Here is a 16,341-nt window from a genome sequence, read left to right on the forward strand (position 1 = left end):
CTCGGTCCTCCTGGTGAGAGATCGGCATCCGGGGCCAGCTGACCCCGGGATGTCGGGAGGCGGTGTTGCCCCCTCCCGACACCATTAATTAAACCATGTTCTTGGGTGATCGGCAACCCTCTAAATCCAGTACAACCCTGCTTCGTTGCTCACGGCGCGGTATGCGGCTATGACCTCGTCCTCTATTCGCGTCCAGCGATCGAGGATATCGGGGGCGGTCTTCTTGTCGCTGGCCGCGCGCGTGGCCCTGCGCCATTCAATGGCGATTTTGAGTGTGCGGAGTTGAGAGCGAGTCAGTTCCCATCGGCCGGAATCCGGGAGTTGATCGCCGTAGGCCATCGCTACGGCGTTGTTGATGTGCTCGGTACCGGCCCACACGTTGTGTGCGGACTGGAGCGCAAGGGCTCGTTTGAGGGTGCATCGGAGGTGCGGGGCCTGCACGATCCATTGCGGTTCGATTGTGAATACGTCGGCGCTCATCCTGTGGCCTTCCTGGGGAGGGCGGCGCACTGGGCAGCACGCCGCCGCAAAGCACGGGGATTTAGAGGGCGTATCCGTCGACGTATTCGCCGCGATCTCCCTCGGGCGTCTGAACGTGGGGAAGGAATCGGCTCACCGCGAATACGACGGCGTCGGCGATAATCCGGGGCGCATCGTTGAGTACGAGACTCACGGTGTCGCCGTCGAGCCCGATACGGACTTCGCCCGGCTCAAGGTCCATGTAAACAAAGGCGGTTGTGATGTCGATTCGGGTTCGCGCTCCGGGGAGTCGGGCGGAGAGATCGCGGGCGACCTCCTCGACGTCCCGGCGCTTTTCGGCCTGTGCGCGGTTGTGTTCCTTCACGCGCTCGTGAACGTCACGGTGCACAGGGATGAGGTCTGCGGCGATTCGGGCCGCGATGTCTGCCGGGTCCTCGCTCATGGCGACTCGGACCGTGTCGCGCTCGCCCCTACGGAACGGATAGTCGGTGGTGGGGAACGCGCCCCGAATGTGCAGGTGTCCGGGGTCGTCGAACCGCTCGGAGAGGTGGAGCTGTCGGCCGTCCAGGTGCGTGAATGTGGCGGCGTGGTCCAGCTCCTGGACGCCGTGGCGCGCGGGCTGCGGTCGCCAGTTCCCGGCGAGTTCGACGGCGATCGAGTGGGACAGCTCCGCGACGGTGAGCGGCATGTTCATCGTTCGTTCTCCTGGTGAGAGAGGTTGTCGGCGGCCGGTCGGCCCGCCGTTCGCCGGTCGGGGGTTGCCCTCCCCTTCCGACACCACTAATTAAACCATGTTCTAGGGTTCGGGTCAACCCCGACAAGGGCTCTGACCTGCCCTTTTCTCAACCCACCGACCCGCACCCGCCCGGCCGGGCCCGGCCACAACGGGCCTGGGCGGGGCTCCCTCCTCGGTCGGACAGCTCCGCCGTACCAGGGTTCCGGGCACGGTGTCCGGGCTCGCGCAGCGACCGCGCAGCGGCTCGGCCTGGACACCGTGCCCGGGTTCCTGGTACGCCCCCGGGTATCCGGCCGAGGAGGGAGCCCCGCCCCACCACCCGCACCAACAACGACGTGACACATGCCCGACGACCCCCACCCCCTCCGAGAGAGGACCCGCCAGAGGCACGAAGTCCTTCCGGCCGGCATCAAGAGGATCTATCGAGGCGGGTATCGTGCAGACGTTCTATCGCTTTACCACGGGGGGCGAGCATGACTCCTGAACAGCTCACCGCTGTCACTGGACTCGTCGGAGTCGGTATCGGCGCCGGGGGTGCACTGCTTGGTTCGCGCATGCAATCGAAAGCAGCAGGTCGGGCCGCCACAGTTGCCGCTAGGGCGGCACTGGAAGGCGTCCACGCGCAGGTGGACACGACGAAGCAGGTAGGAGTCCAGACCGCAAGGCGGGCAGCCTATGGAGCGTTCCTCAAAGAGGCCAACGAACTGCACCACCAGTTGGATGCCAACGCACTGGATTCGGAATCTACTGCACAAGCCATCAGGCGTGTCGAAACAGCCTTGGCTTTCGTGGCTTTGGAGGGCCCTGAAGGCGTCAGCGAAAGCGCCTGGAGTGTATTGAGTGCCGGGTCTGGAGCCCTGGGTATTCATGAGCATTCGGCTGAGGTGGCAGCTACCTGGGGGCGCTTGGGCGCTTACCAAGAATTTATCAGAATTGAGTTGAGAGGTCTGCGCTACGCCCTCAATGAGGAGGTGAATGAACTTTGGCGACCGACGGCAGAATGGTGGGCCTTCACCTGCGCGATGCGTCCCAACGAGGAGGTGGAGTTCCCCGACGTTCCCAAGTACCGTCGCTGGAACCGCATACGCTGCGATGCATGGTCGGATCAAGAATGTGAAGAAATGCGGGCAACGAATCAGATCGTCGCAGGTCCAATTTCCCTGGGAAGAGACTCCGCTGCGCCAACTCACACGGGCATTCTCATGGTACGAGAGCAACGTCCGGATCTCGCTGACCTGGATCGGATCAGGGTCAGAGCAACTAATGTCCACGCACTGTTGGGGTCGGCCAGACAAGACAACGAACAGCGGCAAAACGGAATAGAGTTGCCAGATTCTGAGGTCGCCCCTCTAATCTTGTTTGCGCTCCAAGAGCGCAACGTGACTCCGCGCATGGCGCTAGACGACGCAAGCGCCGAACTCCACGACGAGATCCGCGCCTTCACGGCTCTGGCGCGCGAGGCGCTTTACTCAGACGTGCCAGGGGAGTAGCCGCCCTCGTCCTCTCAACGATCGGCGGCGTCGCGCTCGGCACGGACCTGCTGTTCGGTGAGCAGGAGCCGTCTCCGGTACAGCTTCCGTGTAGGCATGCCGCGCCGCGTCGACGGCTTCCTTGTGGGCCGCGTGCATTACCGCCTCCAGTCGGGCGACGGCACCGGAGCGGCTGCGGCACACGGCAGTCATGGCGTCGTCGGTTGCGGTGACGGCGAGGAGGGCGGCCTGTCTGGCGACTTGCAGGCACGTCAGCGAAGACGGTTCTCCTGCCGGGCCAACCTGGGTTTGGACGGCGCACGTGTTCTCGGGCATGGGGTTGTTCCTCGGGTGTCTCAGTGGTGCGGTCGGCGACGTGCCGTCGCTAGGACGTGGGGTGCCGCCCGTGGTCGCGCGGAGCGCGACGGACAGTGCCGTCGTGCCCGCAGGGCACGCCCTTTGGCCCGGCGTCCGGACGGGACGGGAGGGCCGCCCGCGGCCCGGACGTCCCGGCCGGCTGCGAGCCGGGCAAGGCTGAGCCGTCCCGGAGGGACGCCCTTCGTACGGGGGCCGGTGAGCGGGCCGGCCGCCGACGCGGGTGGGCCCGGACCGTGGTGGGCGGAGCGTGGGGTGGGCGGCTCGATGCCGCCCACCCCACGGCCCGGCGGCCGGGGTCGGCCGGGCGGTGGCTCCCCCGCCCGGCCGGGCTTCTCAGGCCGCTACCGGCTGGCGCTCCGCAACTCGGCACCGGGTGAGAACGGTCTGTGCGGTCTCGCCGTAGATGCTGTGGTCCTTGACGGTGCCGGTCAGTTCGACTTCGTCGCCCTGGGCCGGGACGGTGGCGGCGCTGCTGAACCAGACGAACACGTTCCCGTCGCCGTCCTGGAACTTGACCAGTCGGCGGCGCTGGGTGTGGTAGCCGTACGACCGGCCTTCCAGCTCGATCACGGTGGTGACGGTGGCGTTCGTGGTGATGCGCTCGCCCACGGTGCCCTGCGGCCGGGAGTTCTGGGCGGCCCGCTCGGTGGCTTCCTTCTCCTGGTCGCGGTACCAACCCGCGATGGCCGAGACCAGTGTCGGCAGGTGGCGCGGGTCGACGGTCTCCGCCCTGGCCAGCTGGCCCACCTTGTGGCGGTAGTCGGAAAGGCTGCCGTATCCCTGGATCGCCCATGCGCGGACGGCGGCGGCCGTGCTCGGGGCGTCGGGCTCGGCGTCGATTGCCTCGCGCCACTCCTCGGGGGCCTTGCGGTTGAAGAAGTACGACTCAACGGAGCTGGCGGTCGGTATGACCTTCTTCCACTCCTCGGACCGGCTGTAGTAGCGGCCCTCCTGCGTCACGATGGCGGCGGTCACTCGCAGGGCCTCGATCACCGGGACGCGGAGATCGGCCGGGATGCCGCCCTCCTCGCCGTCCCAATCGGAGTCCTTCAGCGTGCCGAACCTCCACAGAGCCTCAAGGCCCTTGATCGGCAGACCAGTGTACGGCTCGACGCACGTCGTGCCCAACTGCCGCATCTCGCCGCTCTCGTGGCGCGCGAGGTAGGTGGCGGTGCGGTGGCGGGCGACGGCGCACCCGTGGCAGAAGTTCTCGATGGCGCGGTACTGGCGTACGGCCTCGGCATCCTGCTCGGGCAGACCGGGAAACAGGCTGCTGATCGTCTCGCCCTCGGCGTCGTGGTCAAGACGCGCGAGGACGGTCCACCCGTGGTGGCGGGGAATGTCCCCGGAGATCGTCACGGTGACGGTGGGCCGCTGGCCGATCAGGCGGCCGTCCGTGTCGCGGTAGTCGGACAGGAAGGGCGCGGAGATGTCGAGCGTGTACGGGGTGAGCTGGTGGACGGCTGCGCGGGCGTTCGTGGCTTCAACGAGCTGACGTACGCGGGACTGGGCCGTCGCGGGGACGGAAAATCGCATGGCTGCGCTGGTCATCGTGGGTGCTCCTGCTGGTGAGAGAGGAATGAGCGCCCGGCCGGGCGGGTTGCCCTCCGCCCACGGCCGGGGTGCGGGCCGACTCGCGGCCCGTGTGTCGGGAGGTGTGGCCCTCCCCCTCCCGACACCATTAATTAAACCATGTTTTTGGACGTGGGGCAAACATCCCGGCCGGGGATGTTCAGTGCGGCACGGTCCCGGAGAAACGCGGCGAACAGGGCGGCCGTGTAGCTGTCGGCAACGCCGTAGGTGCGGCGGCAGTCAAGGGCTCCGATGCGCTCGCCACGGTGGCGGACGGGGAAGGGCTGGCCGGGGTCCGGGATGGCGAGCGCGTACAGTCCGCGCGGGGTGTCCACGCGCAGGACGACGGCGGCGGCCTGGTGGTCGTAGGCGGCAGACCAGCGGGCGGGCCCGATGCCGAACTCCGCGAGTCCTGACGCGATGGCGCGGGCCTGCATGATGTCGGCGGTGGTGCCGGGGTCGGGCTCGGCGGGGGCGGGGACGCATCCGCAACCGTGGTCGTCGGCGTGGGTCTCGAACAGAGCTGTACGGGTCACTGTGGGGCTCCTGGGGTGGCCGGGGGGCGGATGGGACTCCGCCCCCCGGCGTCGGTCGGCTAAGGGCTACGCGGCGGCTTCGTCGTCGCTCGCGGGCTCGTCGGCGTCCTCGGCCTCATCGGCCTCGTCGGCCTCCGGCTCGTCCTGCCCTTCGTCGGCGTCGGGCTCCTGCTCGTTGCCGGACGTGATCGCGGCGCGGGGCGTCTTCTTGGCGGGGTCGTAAGGCTCGTCGTCCACCACGGACTGCTCAATCGGCGTGAGCGGGTACCCCAGGGACTCCAGCACCTTGAACCAGCGGGCCGTGGGCTGCCGCGTCCACGGGGCGCGCTGCTCGTCGGTCCGCCACGCCGATCGGTTCGCGCACTTCTCCCGCACAGCTGCGACGGCCGCGAACTGGAGTTGCGGGGCTCGGCGCGGGTCCTTGGCAACGTGCTCGGCGAAACGGCTCCGGTTGCTAGCCTGCTGGGTGCTCAGCCCCAGGAAGGACGCCAGGATCTCGGTGGTCGGCTCCTTGTTGAGGTCGTCGCAGATTCCCCACGTGCCGCTCAACAGAGCTTCGTTGACGTGGCCCACCAGTGCGTTCACGGTGTTCTTCGGAAGGTTGCGCCGCTTGATCAGGTCCGTGATCCACGTCCGGCGCACGGTCTCCGCCGCGTCCCAGTCGATGTTCCCCTTCTTGACGGCGGCGCGGGCGGCGCGCTCGGTCTCCCTCTGGGCATCGGTCTTCGTGCCACCGTTCCCGCTGCCACCCTCGGGCACCGTGTGCCCGTACAGGCCGGGGGCGGTGCAGTACGGCTCGTACCGGTCGCCTCGCGTCTCGTCAAACACCCACACCTGACCCTTGCACTCGGCGTGTTCCTCGGCACGGATGCCGCGCAGACGCCACACGGCCATGGCGCGCTCGGACAGCTCCTCGGCGTCCCTGATCCGCTGTCCGGCTGCCTCCAGCTCGGTGCGGTGCGCCTCGGCCTTGGTCCGCTTGTCGCGCTTGGTCCGCTCGATGGCAATGGCCCAGTCGACGTCTCCCTCGTCGGCGTCGTCGTCGGCGGCGGCCTCCGTGATCGCGGTAAGTGCCTCGGCGTCGTCGGCGAACTCCGACAGTGCGGCCAGGTGCTCGAACGTCCACTCGTAGCTGCTCGCGCCGATGACGGCGGCCGACAGCTTCTCGTCGGACCGGACCTTGACCAGGGTCTTGACGTCCTTCTGCCGTACACCTGCGGCCTTGGCGATTCGGCCGACCTGCGCCCCCGCCTCGGCGGCGGAGAACATGGCCTGGTTCATCTCGGAGGAACTGAGGCTCTTACGGTGCTGGGCGGTCGTGATCATGTCGAGGAACTGCCCGGCCGCGTCGCGGTCGTCGTCCTCCCACTCGTACGGCAGGTAGGTCAAGCCCGCGTCCTTCGACCCGTAGAAGCGGCGGTTCCCGTCGTTGATCTGGAGCACTCCGCCCTCAAGTCGCTGAATCTTGACGGGAATTCGGCAGCCTTCTACACGGAGCGATTCCACGAACGGGCCGTTGATGTCGAGATCTTCACGGGCGTTCTGCGGGTGCGGGCTGAGCGCGTCAATCCGGATGACCGGGCGGGGCGTGACCGGTACGGACTCCAGCCCTGCGGCGACGGCGGCGGCGAGACGCTGAAAGCCGTCGACAACCTGCGGCACGTCGCCGTGCGTGCGCACGACGTACAGCGGCTCTTGGACGCCGTTGGCCTTCACGTCGGCCAACAGATCGTCCGGAGCCTCGATGTCGCGGACGTTGCCGGGGTGCGCGGCCAGCTCGGCGACGGTGGAGGTGGGCCACGGGGCAGGAGCAGTCTGGACGCCCGCCTGGGTCTTGGTGTTGGTCATCGCTTCTTCACTTCCTGGTGAGAGTTCGTCGGGCCGGTCGGCCCGGCGGGGTGTCGGGAGGGGTGTTGCCCCCCCTCCCGACACCATTAATTAAACCATGTTCTTGGGTGCGGGACAAGCCTGCTCGATGTGACGGGGGCCACCCAGAGAGAGGGATGCTGCTGCGCGGATCGTGGCAGCGGCCTCGGCGGTGGTTCGCTCGGGTTCATCTCCCCAACACCACAGCATGGTGCGGCGGTAGGCGTCCTCGGTGAGCCTCAGCCTCCGCCAACGAACGGCGGACACGGGGCGGCCGTTGATGTGGTTGCTGAGCATTACAAGGGAGTCGGCAAGAGCTCGATGGAAGGTGTCCCACGGTTCACCGCGTACGGACCAACGGGGCCGGGCGGCACGCACGCCTCGTTCCCACGCGTGCAGCACGGTGCACGGGGCGGTATCGCCCATCCGGCCCGGCTGCCAGAGGTGGTCACCCTGGTACAGGCCAACGCGTTCGATGTGGTCAGCGGCGGCGGTGAGGATGTAGGCGGGGGTGGCCGCAATTCGGCGCTGGGGCATGACGTACTCCTGAACTGGCGGAACGGTTACGGGCGCGGGGAGTCGAGTTCGGCCCACTTGAGAAAGTCCTGCCTTGCGGCGTCGTAACTATCGCCGTGGTAGTGCCCCTGCCACCACTCGGCGGGCTCGGGACCAAAGGACTTCGGGACAACGGCGGTAACCCATTCATCGCCGTTGTGGAGCAGCACCGTACGCACTCCGGTCTTGCGGTTGGTGTGGAAGCTGAGCACTTCGTGGTTGCCGACTTTCACGGCTTGCCCTCCGGGGTGGCTGAGGAATTCCGGGGCGCGGCCGGTCGTGAACCGTGCCGGTGACCGGGGGCGGCGGACGGCCGCCCCCGGCCTGGATGGGCGGTCAGGCTGCGAGCACTCCGGCCGCCTTGGCCCCGATGCGGCGGGTGCCGCCGATGTCGGCGCGGTTGCCTGCGGCGGCCCCGTCGCCGTACCCGCTTCCGCTGTACGAGCCGCGCGAAGTCCGAACGTGCGGGTGCTCCTTGCGGTAGGCGGCCTCCACCATCGCGTCGCGGTCGGCCAGCACGAGTTCACCGCTGCGGCCCGTGGCCGACGTTTCCCCGCTGGCGGCGGCGCGGGCGGCCTGCTCGATCACCTTGAGCCGTTCCATGACGCGCTCGATGAAGCCGACGGTCCACGAGTTGCGCCAGGCTCGCGCACTCCGGACGCCGTACGGGACGACCTGCGCGTTGAGCCCGCCGAGCATCTGGATCAGGAGAGAGGCATAAAGGATCTCGGCGCGCTGGATGTCGGACTCGTGGCCGACGATGTGAACGCGGCGAACGCTGCCCCGCACGCCCATGTGCACGGCCTTGCAGCCGACGTTCTGCGCGATGAAGCAGATGAGCCGGACGCGGGACATGGACCACGGGTTGGGGAGGTCGACGTACTTCGCGGTGACCGCGTCCCGCGACGGCTGTCCGTCGCTCAACATTGCCTCTTCGACGCCGTACTTCGCCATCATCTCGAACGCCCGCTTCCGGGCCAACTCCGCCTCCGACTCCGGGGTACGGGGGTCCTCCGCCTTGGCGAGCAGAGCGCGGATGGTGTCGAGCTTTCCGGGGGCCTTCGTGGTGCTCATCGTTGTTCTCCTGGTGAGAGAGGTTGTCGGCGGCCGGTCGGCCCGCCGTTCGCCGGTCAGGGGTTGCCCTCCCCTTCCGACACCAATAATTAAACCATGTTCTAGGGTTCGGGTCAACCCTGACAAGGGCCCTGACCTGCTGTCCGTTCCCAGTGGAAGTGGCGGAGTCCCAGCCGACCTGGCCAGCGAACTGGCGATTCCCGGCGGAGTTGGCGGCGCGTCCCACGCCCCTGTCCGCTGCAACCCCATTTGCCGGGTGGCTCGTCCCAGCGAATCTGGCTGAGTCCCAGCAGACCTGGACAGCGGTACGAAGTCCCGACAGATCCGCCGGGACGGTCGAGTGGCGCATCGTCCCAGTGGATCTGACGAACTGCTGGCCAGCGCGACCCCGCCCAGCCACTTCTACTGGGAACGGACACCTGCCATTTCCTCAACCCACCGACCCGCACCCGCCCGGCCGGTCCCGGCCACAACGGGCCTGGGCGGGGCTCCCTCCTCGGTCGGACAGCTCCGCCGTACCGGGGTTCCGGGCGCGGTGTCCGGGCTCGCGCAGCGACCGCGAAGCGGCTTGGCCTGGACACCGCGCCCGGGTTCCTGGTACGCCCCCCCCGGGTGTCCGGCCGAGGAGGGAGCCCCGCCCCACCACCCGCACCAACAACGGCGCAGCACCCAACCAACCAGCCCCCACCCCCTCCAAGAGAGGACCCGCCAGAGGCACTGGTCATGAGCCGGCGGAAGGGTGAATTCTGCGCAGAGAAGTCTTCGCGCACCGCTGCCTAACGTGCGCGCATGACCACTAATTTCGACGCGGACCACGATGACACGGAAGACGCAGAGGCCGACCTCTTCGCGGGCCTGGAGGACGTCCTCCTCCAGCAGGTCGGCGACGACCTCTTCGGTTCGGGCGCCCACCCGATAGCGGTATCGGGGGAGGGCGTCCGATGAGCACAACCGACCTACCGCTCACCCCGGCCGAGTTGCGGCGCCGTGTGCGAGAAGCAGCCGCGCTCGGGGCCAAGGTCCGTGAACTCGCGGCCACGAACCTGTTGGCCAAGCGAACCGCAGCGGCGAAGGCCGCCACCGCCAAGGAGAAGGCCGACCTCGAAGTGCGGGAAGCGGTGGCTGCTGCACTGCGTCTCTTCGGCGACGGTCAGTTGGTCTCCGAACTCGTGAACATCCCGGTGCCGGAGCTGGAGCGGGACGCGAAGCCTGTTACCGCCGCCCGTGCGAAGGAGGTGGTCGAGTCGCTCCGGAAGAACGCCGAACGACCACGTTCCCGCCGTCGCCCCAAAGCGTCCGCGCCGCCGCCGGAGCACCTCGCAGAAGGCGAGTCCGTGACCCCGTTCCCTCCTCATGAGGTCTGACAACTCCCCCGACGAGGCCGGGCTCTTCCCTCTTTCCGCAGTGGGCGAGCCCGGTCCTGCACCGGACACCGACCCGCAGCAGCTCGCACTGATCGGGGAGCCGTCGCCGGTAAGGATTCCCGCCCGGCTGTGGATGGTCTGGCTGGCGGACGAGAAGATCCGGGCCCGGTACTGGGCCAAGGTCTACCGCCCCTCGCGCACGTCCGCCTGCTGGTACTTCCTGGGCGGCATTTCCGACACCGGACATGCGAGCTTCCGGGCCGCTTCCCTTCCGGGCCGCACACGGCGCGGGACGGTCCCGGCCCACCTGTACGGCTACCAGCTCGCCCACGGCGTCATCCCGCGCCTGGGCTGGGGCGAGGACAGCCCGACCGTCTGCCACACCTGCGACAACCACTCGTGCCAGCAGCCGGAGCACCTCCGCCTCGGGACTCCCGCGGAGAACCGGCACGAGTGGCTGACGCGCCGCCGCAACCCCGGAAGTCCCTTGGCGGACCTCCGCGGACCCGCCGGACGTGCCCGTGCGATCGCCCAGAGCATCCGTACGGGTCAGGCCAACGGCGAGTCCGAGCAGGAGATCGCCCACCGCATCCGGGCGACCGCCGCCGAGGGTCGGCCGCTGAGCCTCTGGTGACCCCGCCCACGCCCACCGCCTATGAACGGAATAAACGTGAACAACGACTGCACCTTGAACGACACCTTCGGCCACGCGCAGACCGCGGCCTACGCGAAACAGCGGCTGAACCGCGAGACTTCCAACTTGGATTCCCTGCTGACCCCGCCACACGTCAGCGAGGTGGTGCAGTCGCTCACGCAGTTGACCGACCGACTTCCTCAAACCTTGGATCAGCTCGCAGCGGCGCTACGACGGCAGCATGCCGAGGGGTTGGTCCGGATGGACGACGGCAGCCCGGCCGGCCCGGCTGCCGAAAAGTTCCTTCACCACCTCGGCGAAGCCCGCCTCCATGCCCGTACGCTCTCCGACAGCCTCCACAAGGCCGCCTCGCCCTTGTTCCACATGGGCTCGAAGGGGCAGTCCGCATGAATGACGACGACTTCCCCTTCCACGAGCCCTTCGGCCCGGAGTACGTGCGGCCAAAATCAGCGAACTGCCCGCGCTGCCCTTGCCACACCAGCCGTGTGTGCGAGGGATTCCAGTGGCACCTTGCCTCGACGCCCACTTACCCCGACGGCAGCTCATACACGGAGCCGTGCCCCTGTGAGCAAGCCGCCTCCGTACCGGAGGACCGCACGGTCCTCATCGAATTGGATGGTGTCCTCCGCGAAGTCTCCGCCCAGTACCACCGCACGGGACTCCTGACTGGGCGTCTCGTCACCACGCGCGTCTTCCGCGCGGAGTCTCCCGCCCTGGGAGAGTGCCCTGTCGCCGTCCCGATGGCTCTCTACCGGCCGAAGGCCGACACCGACTCCCGCTTGGTCGTCATCGACTCCGTGGGCGAGAAGTGGGTCATGGGCTTCACCGCGCAGCACAACCTCCAGCGGTACCGCATAGCTGGGTGGAGTGATGGTCGCGCATGAAGTCCGGCACCGGGTACTGGTGTTGAACGGCGGCCGGCTGCCGTGGCGGAGGTAGGCGGGGTGGCAGCACACCCTTTGGGAGCTGCTGGACGCGCCGTCGACGCGCAGGGCGGCTCTGCCCCGTCGATCGCGCGTTACGAAACTTCTTTAAATGCACGCTGCGGTCTTTCCTTCAGAACAACCATGCTGAGCTGGGAAAACGTACGGATGACCAACAGGAACCGCGTTGAGAGGGAGGATCGGCGCTAGAGTTCTTCCGGACGTACCAGCGGTGCGTCCAGACCACGAAACTCCGCCCTCATGGGCGGAGTTTTTTCGTTTGCGGAGGGCCCCCGGCGCGTGCGCCGGGGGCCCTCCGCGTTTGTGCAGCCGGAAGGACGACCACCCGTGACGTACCTCGTACTGATTCCGCTCGTCATCTTTGCCGCTGGAGCCGTCATGGGCTTGGCGGCCCTGCTCACACATGGGTTGACCGCACGCCAGGCCATGCGTCGGGCGCGGGCGGAGGATCTACCGGGGATGCTGGAGTCGAGCAACAAGACTCTGGTCTCGCTGACCAAGGCCCTCAAGGCCCCCGCCCGACGTCTTCCACTCCCTCCGGCGCCGGCGGAGAACCCGGCCTCCACCACAGAGCCCGGAGGAGAAGGGGCCGCGCTGTGAGACGTTCGATCTACGGCCCGGACCGAGACCCGGTAAGCGCACGATTCAGTGACGACGTTCTTGGCCGGGCAATGCGTGCGATCCTGCGCCCCGGCGAAAGGCGCCTGTTGCTGGACTTTCTACACGGAGCACCGGAGTACCAAATTGCCGGTCAACTCGGCATTTCCAGTATTCAGTTGCGGAACATCATTTCCCTACTGCTCGCCAAATTGCGTGATTCGGCTTTCGGTCCGCGTCTTCACGAGGAGCTGCGAAGTCGTTCGGGGCCTGGCTACTCGCGCCTTGTATGGGAGGCAGATAAGGAGATCCTTATCCACAAATGCAGCCGTTCTGGCTGCACCAGCCCTCCCATCACACAGAAGCGCACAGGACGCCCCCGCACCTATTGCAGCGACGCTTGCCGACAAGCGATGTACAGAGAGAGAGCAAAGAAGAGAGCCGCAGAGCAAATGAGATCTTCGGCGGCATCCGATGGCAAATCTGGGGCGTCCGCCAAACGGCGCAGCCTCCAGCGCCAGCCGTACCGGGTTATGGACTACTCCGCAGCTCCGTCAGCGATGCCTGTCTCGGAGGACGCTCTCTTCGCTCCACAGCTTTCCTGGTACACAGGGAACATTAATCACTGGCTGGGCCCTACGCATGACGAATCAGAACGGCACTTCTGCGGGCCCTCCGCGTACACATTCCTGTCTGCTGCGGCCCATCGCCGAATCCGTCGACTACCTAAAAATGCGAGGCTCAATTCTTACCGAACTGGGGCACGTACCTCTACTCTCCAACCAGTTATCTTCCAACGCCAAGCATTGAAACATAGGGGGCGTACTCGCGGATTTCTAACGGCCCACTCCGGATCGGGAAAAGTAAAGTTCATTCCCTACTACGGGTCGGGAAAGACCCTGGCTCTATCCTTACTCAGTCGGCCGGGATGGGACAGAGGGAACGAACCCCTCCGCCCTCTAAGAGCCGATTGGCATGCATCCCTCGGTTGGCAGAGCCGTGATCCTAGGCAATGCACGCGCCGCCGCTGGTTGTGGTCTACCGCGCCCAGCCCGCGGATCGACCGCCATGCGCATACGCGCAACGCCCTGTACCAGAACACGAGCCGGATGCGGCTACTCGCGCTCCTAGGGCCGTTGCACATCGACGACCCTTGCCCCCAGCCCGGTTCGGGCTTTCCCCATCAGGAAGTGGCCTTCCGTTTCCCGCCTCCCCGCCGGACAGAGCCGTCATGGCCTGTCCAGCGGCACGGTCGGCAGGGCCAGATCGGGAAACCCGCGTCTACTCGCTCGGCGGTGCCGCAAAACCGGCGCTGGACACCGCCAAGGGCCGCTCGCGGTTCTCGTCGCCGTCCGCGACCTGAGCCCAGGCAAGTTTGATGGCACGCGTTACCGCAGACCTGTTGATACCTCGGACGTACACCTCGGTATACCCGTTGGGGCGTCGCTCCACCCGGTACTCGGCGGCCTTGCTGGTGAACTCGTCGTGCTCGAACTCCCACGTCCACCGCCCTTCGACCGGCGTCGGCTCACTCACGGGTTCACCGGCCGCGTCGTATGTCGCCCATGTTGAGTAGACGAGTTCCCGCCCCGGCGTGCCGGTCCAAACAGGGCCGCCGCCCACCCACTTGCTACGTCGTTCGGGACCGATCGCCCCCAGAAGAGCGATCTTCTCCACGGAGGCCGCGAATCCCTCCGCACGGAGAGATTCGATTTCCTCGGCGTGGTCGTCGTTCCACTGGCTGACGAAGTCCTGCGCGTGCTGCTCGTCCACGAAGGGCACCTTGCGGCCTGCTGCTGTTACGACGAACACAGGGCCCGTCTCAACGCCAGGGGAGCGCGGTTCGTCGCTCACGTCGCTGGCATCCGTCCACCCGGCCTGAGGTGTACCGGAACTCTGCTGCGGCACGGCTGGGAGCCCTTCTGCGCCCGTGTGAAGGCCTGCGGCGGCCAGGAAGCCGGGGAGTGGGGCCATCGGGTTCATCGCCCACTCGACGGCCGCCATGACCTCGTCGTCCAGCGCGTCCAAGAGATGTCCATACGTGTCCACCGTGGTGGTGATCGACTCGTGCCCAAGGCGACCTTGGATCGCCGGAAGCGGCACCTTCGCCGCGATCAGCCACGCGGCGTGGGAGTGGCGGAGGTCATGAATACGCGGGCGCTTGATCAACCCGTACTTCTCCGCCGCGTATTCGATCGCGGGCAGCCACCGAAGCCGGCGGAAGGTCCCGGGGTCCCACTTGCCGCCCTCGGGCCCTGTGAAGAGCAGCGCGTCCTTGGCAAGTCCCTTCGCCCGGCGCCGCAGCACCCGGTCCAGGCGTTGAGTGATCACGATGGTGCGCCGCGACTTCTTGGTCTTCGGCGGCCCGAGTACCGGTTTCCCATCCTCGTCGCGCTTCCACGCCCGCTGTATTCGAACGGCGGGTCGGCCGTTCCGGCGGCGTAGGTCGCGTGGCTGGAGGGCGGTCGCCTCGCCCCACCTGCATCCGGTTTCCGCGATGGCATCGGCCAACTCCTTGGCGTCCTCCATCAGACCCTCGTAGATCCAGGCGTATTCCTCACGCTCCAGGAAAACGATGTCTTCTTCCTCTTCGGCACCGTCAGCCCTGGGGAGGCTGGTCTTGGCACACGGGTTGGAGGCTCTCAACGGCGGCTCCGCGTCGACGGCGGCCTGCATGATCGAGAAGAGGAGACCGTGCTTGTCGCGGATCGTCTTCGGCTTGTACTTCGTCCGAGGCTTCCGATCCGGCGGGTCCAACGGCGCGGGACGACCATGCTCCAGATCGTTGACCCAGTCCTGGACCATGTCCCGGATGATGCCGCCTTCGCCGTCCTCGACCGAGTAGGGACCGAACCAGGGGGCCAGGTTCTCGCGGACCTCCTTCTTGTACTTGCCGCGAGTGTCGCCCTGGATGCCGGTAAGCCGGTCGATGAAGGTGAGAGCGAACGGCTCGAACATCGTCGCAGGCCGGCGCTTCTCGGCCACGAAACCCTGGCCCCGGACCCAGCCCGGCGGCCACTGCTGGCCGTATCCGTTCACCAGATCCCGAAAGCTCTCGGCCGCCTTCAGGTCCTCGAAGATCTCGGACTCCTGCTTCGCGTTCCTCGCTCCGCCTGCACGGAACAGGACGATGAAGCTGCTGGTTCCGTCCCTTTTTGCACGTTCTCTGATCGATGCCACGAGCGGACCGTACGACAGACCGGTGTTGACACGGTGTTGACGTTATGAACACGGAGAGGCCCCCTGACCTGCGTTTCCGCAGGTCAGGGGGCCTCTCGGGATGTGGAGCCTAGGAGATTCGAACTCCTGACATCTGCCTTGCAAAGGCAGCGCTCTACCAACTGAGCTAAGGCCCCGAAAAGGGTGACCGGGACCGAGCGGAACAACGCTCGGGAACCGACGCACACCAGAATAGCGGGTGACCCCCGCAATTCCACAAACAGATTGGGACTCCCCGTCCGCGACCACTCTCCGTAAGATGCTCCGCGAGGTTCGCAGCAGCGAAGGGGAGACGCAGATGGACGCAGCACAACAGGAAGCCGCGGCAAGAGCCAGGGAGCTTCAGCGCAGTTGGTACGGGGAGCCGCTGGGGGCGCTCTTCCGTCGGCTCATCGACGATCTGGGGCTCAACCAGGCCCGGCTCGCCGCCGTACTGGGCCTGTCCGCGCCCATGTTGTCCCAGCTGATGAGCGGCCAGCGCGCCAAGATCGGCAACCCTGCCGTGGTCCAGCGTGTCCAGGCACTGCAGGATCTGGCCGGCCAGGTGGCCGACGGAAGTGTCAGCGCGGGGGAGGCGACCGATCGCATGGAGGAGATCAAGAAGTCACAGGGCGGATCCGTCCTGAACGCCACCAGCCAGACGACGGCGAGCTCGGGCGCGCCGACGGTGCGGCGCGTGGTGCGCGAGATCCAGTCGCTGCTGCGCTCGGTGGCGGGGGCCGGGGACATCATCCACGCCGCGGACTCCCTCGCCGTGGACCACCCGGAACTGGCAGAGTTCCTACGGGTGTACGGCGCCGGGCGCACCGCGGAGGCTGTCGCGCACTACGAGGCACATCAGAGCTGACGGGCCGCCGGCAGGGACACCGGCGGCGACACGAGGCGGACCGGGAGCG

17 protein-coding genes and 1 tRNA gene are annotated in these 16,341 nt (G+C 67.2%); 8 read left to right on the plus strand and 10 right to left on the minus strand.

Going from position 1 to position 16,341, the window contains the following annotated elements:
* Window positions 1–120 precede the first annotated feature (120 nt).
* The gene (locus AB0D18_RS05585; RefSeq protein WP_362413214.1) at window positions 121–480 is read right to left on the minus strand and encodes a hypothetical protein; all 360 of its coding nucleotides are present in this window, start codon (window positions 478–480) and stop codon (window positions 121–123) included.
* A 61-nt stretch (window positions 481–541) separates the two neighbouring features.
* Complete coding sequence (locus AB0D18_RS05590) at window positions 542–1,174, minus strand: hypothetical protein (RefSeq protein ID WP_362413216.1); 633 nt, start codon at window positions 1,172–1,174, stop codon at window positions 542–544.
* A 515-nt stretch (window positions 1,175–1,689) separates the two neighbouring features.
* On the opposite strand from AB0D18_RS05590, the gene AB0D18_RS05595 reads away from it, so the two are divergent.
* Window positions 1,690–2,706 carry a hypothetical protein gene (locus AB0D18_RS05595; protein ID WP_362413219.1) on the plus strand — a complete coding sequence of 339 codons (1,017 nt, stop codon included), beginning with the start codon at window positions 1,690–1,692 and terminating at the stop codon, window positions 2,704–2,706.
* A gap of 690 nt (window positions 2,707–3,396) precedes the next feature.
* Here the strand turns inward: AB0D18_RS05595 and AB0D18_RS05600 are convergent.
* The 6 genes from AB0D18_RS05600 to AB0D18_RS05625 all read right to left on the minus strand — a co-directional run bounded on the left by AB0D18_RS05600 (window position 3,397) and on the right by AB0D18_RS05625 (window position 8,666).
* Window positions 3,397–4,614 (minus strand): hypothetical protein, encoded by a 1,218-nt coding sequence (locus AB0D18_RS05600; protein ID WP_362413222.1) that lies wholly within the window; start codon window positions 4,612–4,614, stop codon window positions 3,397–3,399.
* Between the two features lie 134 nt (window positions 4,615–4,748).
* Complete coding sequence (locus AB0D18_RS05605) at window positions 4,749–5,171, minus strand: hypothetical protein (RefSeq protein ID WP_362413225.1); 423 nt, start codon at window positions 5,169–5,171, stop codon at window positions 4,749–4,751.
* 66 nt (window positions 5,172–5,237) lie between these two features.
* Window positions 5,238–7,019 carry a ParB N-terminal domain-containing protein gene (locus AB0D18_RS05610; RefSeq protein WP_362413228.1) on the minus strand — a complete coding sequence of 594 codons (1,782 nt, stop codon included), beginning with the start codon at window positions 7,017–7,019 and terminating at the stop codon, window positions 5,238–5,240.
* A 90-nt stretch (window positions 7,020–7,109) separates the two neighbouring features.
* Window positions 7,110–7,574 (minus strand): DUF6197 family protein, encoded by a 465-nt coding sequence (locus tag AB0D18_RS05615; protein ID WP_362413231.1) that lies wholly within the window; start codon window positions 7,572–7,574, stop codon window positions 7,110–7,112.
* A gap of 26 nt (window positions 7,575–7,600) precedes the next feature.
* A complete protein-coding gene (locus tag AB0D18_RS05620) occupies window positions 7,601–7,825 on the minus strand; it encodes a hypothetical protein (protein ID WP_362413234.1) in 225 nt (74 codons plus the stop codon).
* A gap of 103 nt (window positions 7,826–7,928) precedes the next feature.
* A complete protein-coding gene (locus AB0D18_RS05625; RefSeq protein ID WP_362413237.1) occupies window positions 7,929–8,666 on the minus strand; it encodes a DUF2786 domain-containing protein in 738 nt (245 codons plus the stop codon).
* A 789-nt stretch (window positions 8,667–9,455) separates the two neighbouring features.
* Between AB0D18_RS05625 and AB0D18_RS05630 the strand changes: the two genes are divergently transcribed.
* The 6 genes from AB0D18_RS05630 to AB0D18_RS05655 all read left to right on the plus strand — a co-directional run bounded on the left by AB0D18_RS05630 (window position 9,456) and on the right by AB0D18_RS05655 (window position 12,229).
* Window positions 9,456–9,611 carry a hypothetical protein gene (locus AB0D18_RS05630; protein ID WP_362413240.1) on the plus strand — a complete coding sequence of 52 codons (156 nt, stop codon included), beginning with the start codon at window positions 9,456–9,458 and terminating at the stop codon, window positions 9,609–9,611.
* Window positions 9,608–10,030 carry a hypothetical protein gene (locus tag AB0D18_RS05635; RefSeq protein WP_362413243.1) on the plus strand — a complete coding sequence of 141 codons (423 nt, stop codon included), beginning with the start codon at window positions 9,608–9,610 and terminating at the stop codon, window positions 10,028–10,030. The genes AB0D18_RS05630 and AB0D18_RS05635 overlap by 4 nt, the downstream gene beginning before the upstream one ends.
* Complete coding sequence (locus tag AB0D18_RS05640) at window positions 10,020–10,664, plus strand: HNH endonuclease (RefSeq protein WP_362413246.1); 645 nt, start codon at window positions 10,020–10,022, stop codon at window positions 10,662–10,664. The genes AB0D18_RS05635 and AB0D18_RS05640 overlap by 11 nt, the downstream gene beginning before the upstream one ends.
* 36 nt (window positions 10,665–10,700) lie before the next feature.
* Window positions 10,701–11,075 carry a hypothetical protein gene (locus AB0D18_RS05645; protein ID WP_362413248.1) on the plus strand — a complete coding sequence of 125 codons (375 nt, stop codon included), beginning with the start codon at window positions 10,701–10,703 and terminating at the stop codon, window positions 11,073–11,075.
* Entirely contained in the window at window positions 11,072–11,569 is a 498-nt protein-coding gene (locus tag AB0D18_RS05650; protein ID WP_362413250.1) for a hypothetical protein, read from the plus strand. The genes AB0D18_RS05645 and AB0D18_RS05650 overlap by 4 nt, the downstream gene beginning before the upstream one ends.
* A 387-nt stretch (window positions 11,570–11,956) precedes the next feature.
* Entirely contained in the window at window positions 11,957–12,229 is a 273-nt protein-coding gene (locus tag AB0D18_RS05655; protein ID WP_362413252.1) for a hypothetical protein, read from the plus strand.
* A gap of 1,278 nt (window positions 12,230–13,507) precedes the next feature.
* On the opposite strand, the gene AB0D18_RS05660 is transcribed toward AB0D18_RS05655, so the two are convergent.
* Both AB0D18_RS05660 and AB0D18_RS05665 read right to left on the minus strand, forming a co-directional pair.
* The gene (locus tag AB0D18_RS05660) at window positions 13,508–15,406 is read right to left on the minus strand and encodes a site-specific integrase (RefSeq protein WP_362413254.1); all 1,899 of its coding nucleotides are present in this window, start codon (window positions 15,404–15,406) and stop codon (window positions 13,508–13,510) included.
* A gap of 103 nt (window positions 15,407–15,509) precedes the next feature.
* Window positions 15,510–15,582 (minus strand) — tRNA-Ala (locus AB0D18_RS05665).
* A gap of 161 nt (window positions 15,583–15,743) precedes the next feature.
* Here AB0D18_RS05665 and AB0D18_RS05670 point away from each other — a divergent pair.
* Window positions 15,744–16,292: a DNA-binding protein gene (locus AB0D18_RS05670; RefSeq protein ID WP_362413256.1), complete on the plus strand. Its 549-nt coding sequence runs from the start codon at window positions 15,744–15,746 to the stop codon at window positions 16,290–16,292.
* Window positions 16,293–16,341 lie beyond the last annotated feature (49 nt).

This window comes from Streptomyces sp. NPDC048442 (assembly GCF_040651475.1).
Taxonomy (GTDB): domain Bacteria; phylum Actinomycetota; class Actinomycetes; order Streptomycetales; family Streptomycetaceae; genus Streptomyces.

Bases quoted from the DNA above. Each gene is read 5' to 3' on its own strand.
- AB0D18_RS05585 (WP_362413214.1), bottom strand. From the start codon at position 480: ATGAGCGCCGACGTATTCACAATCGAACCGCAATGGATCGTGCAGGCC.
- AB0D18_RS05590 (WP_362413216.1), bottom strand. From the start codon at position 1,174: ATGAACATGCCGCTCACCGTCGCGGAGCTGTCCCACTCGATCGCCGTC.
- AB0D18_RS05595 (WP_362413219.1), top strand. From the start codon at position 1,690: ATGACTCCTGAACAGCTCACCGCTGTCACTGGACTCGTCGGAGTCGGT.
- AB0D18_RS05600 (WP_362413222.1), bottom strand. From the start codon at position 4,614: ATGACCAGCGCAGCCATGCGATTTTCCGTCCCCGCGACGGCCCAGTCC.
- AB0D18_RS05610 (WP_362413228.1), bottom strand. From the start codon at position 7,019: ATGACCAACACCAAGACCCAGGCGGGCGTCCAGACTGCTCCTGCCCCG.
- AB0D18_RS05615 (WP_362413231.1), bottom strand. From the start codon at position 7,574: ATGCCCCAGCGCCGAATTGCGGCCACCCCCGCCTACATCCTCACCGCC.
- AB0D18_RS05625 (WP_362413237.1), bottom strand. From the start codon at position 8,666: ATGAGCACCACGAAGGCCCCCGGAAAGCTCGACACCATCCGCGCTCTG.
- AB0D18_RS05630 (WP_362413240.1), top strand. From the start codon at position 9,456: ATGACCACTAATTTCGACGCGGACCACGATGACACGGAAGACGCAGAG.
- AB0D18_RS05635 (WP_362413243.1), top strand. From the start codon at position 9,608: ATGAGCACAACCGACCTACCGCTCACCCCGGCCGAGTTGCGGCGCCGT.
- AB0D18_RS05640 (WP_362413246.1), top strand. From the start codon at position 10,020: ATGAGGTCTGACAACTCCCCCGACGAGGCCGGGCTCTTCCCTCTTTCC.
- AB0D18_RS05650 (WP_362413250.1), top strand. From the start codon at position 11,072: ATGAATGACGACGACTTCCCCTTCCACGAGCCCTTCGGCCCGGAGTAC.
- AB0D18_RS05670 (WP_362413256.1), top strand. From the start codon at position 15,744: ATGGACGCAGCACAACAGGAAGCCGCGGCAAGAGCCAGGGAGCTTCAG.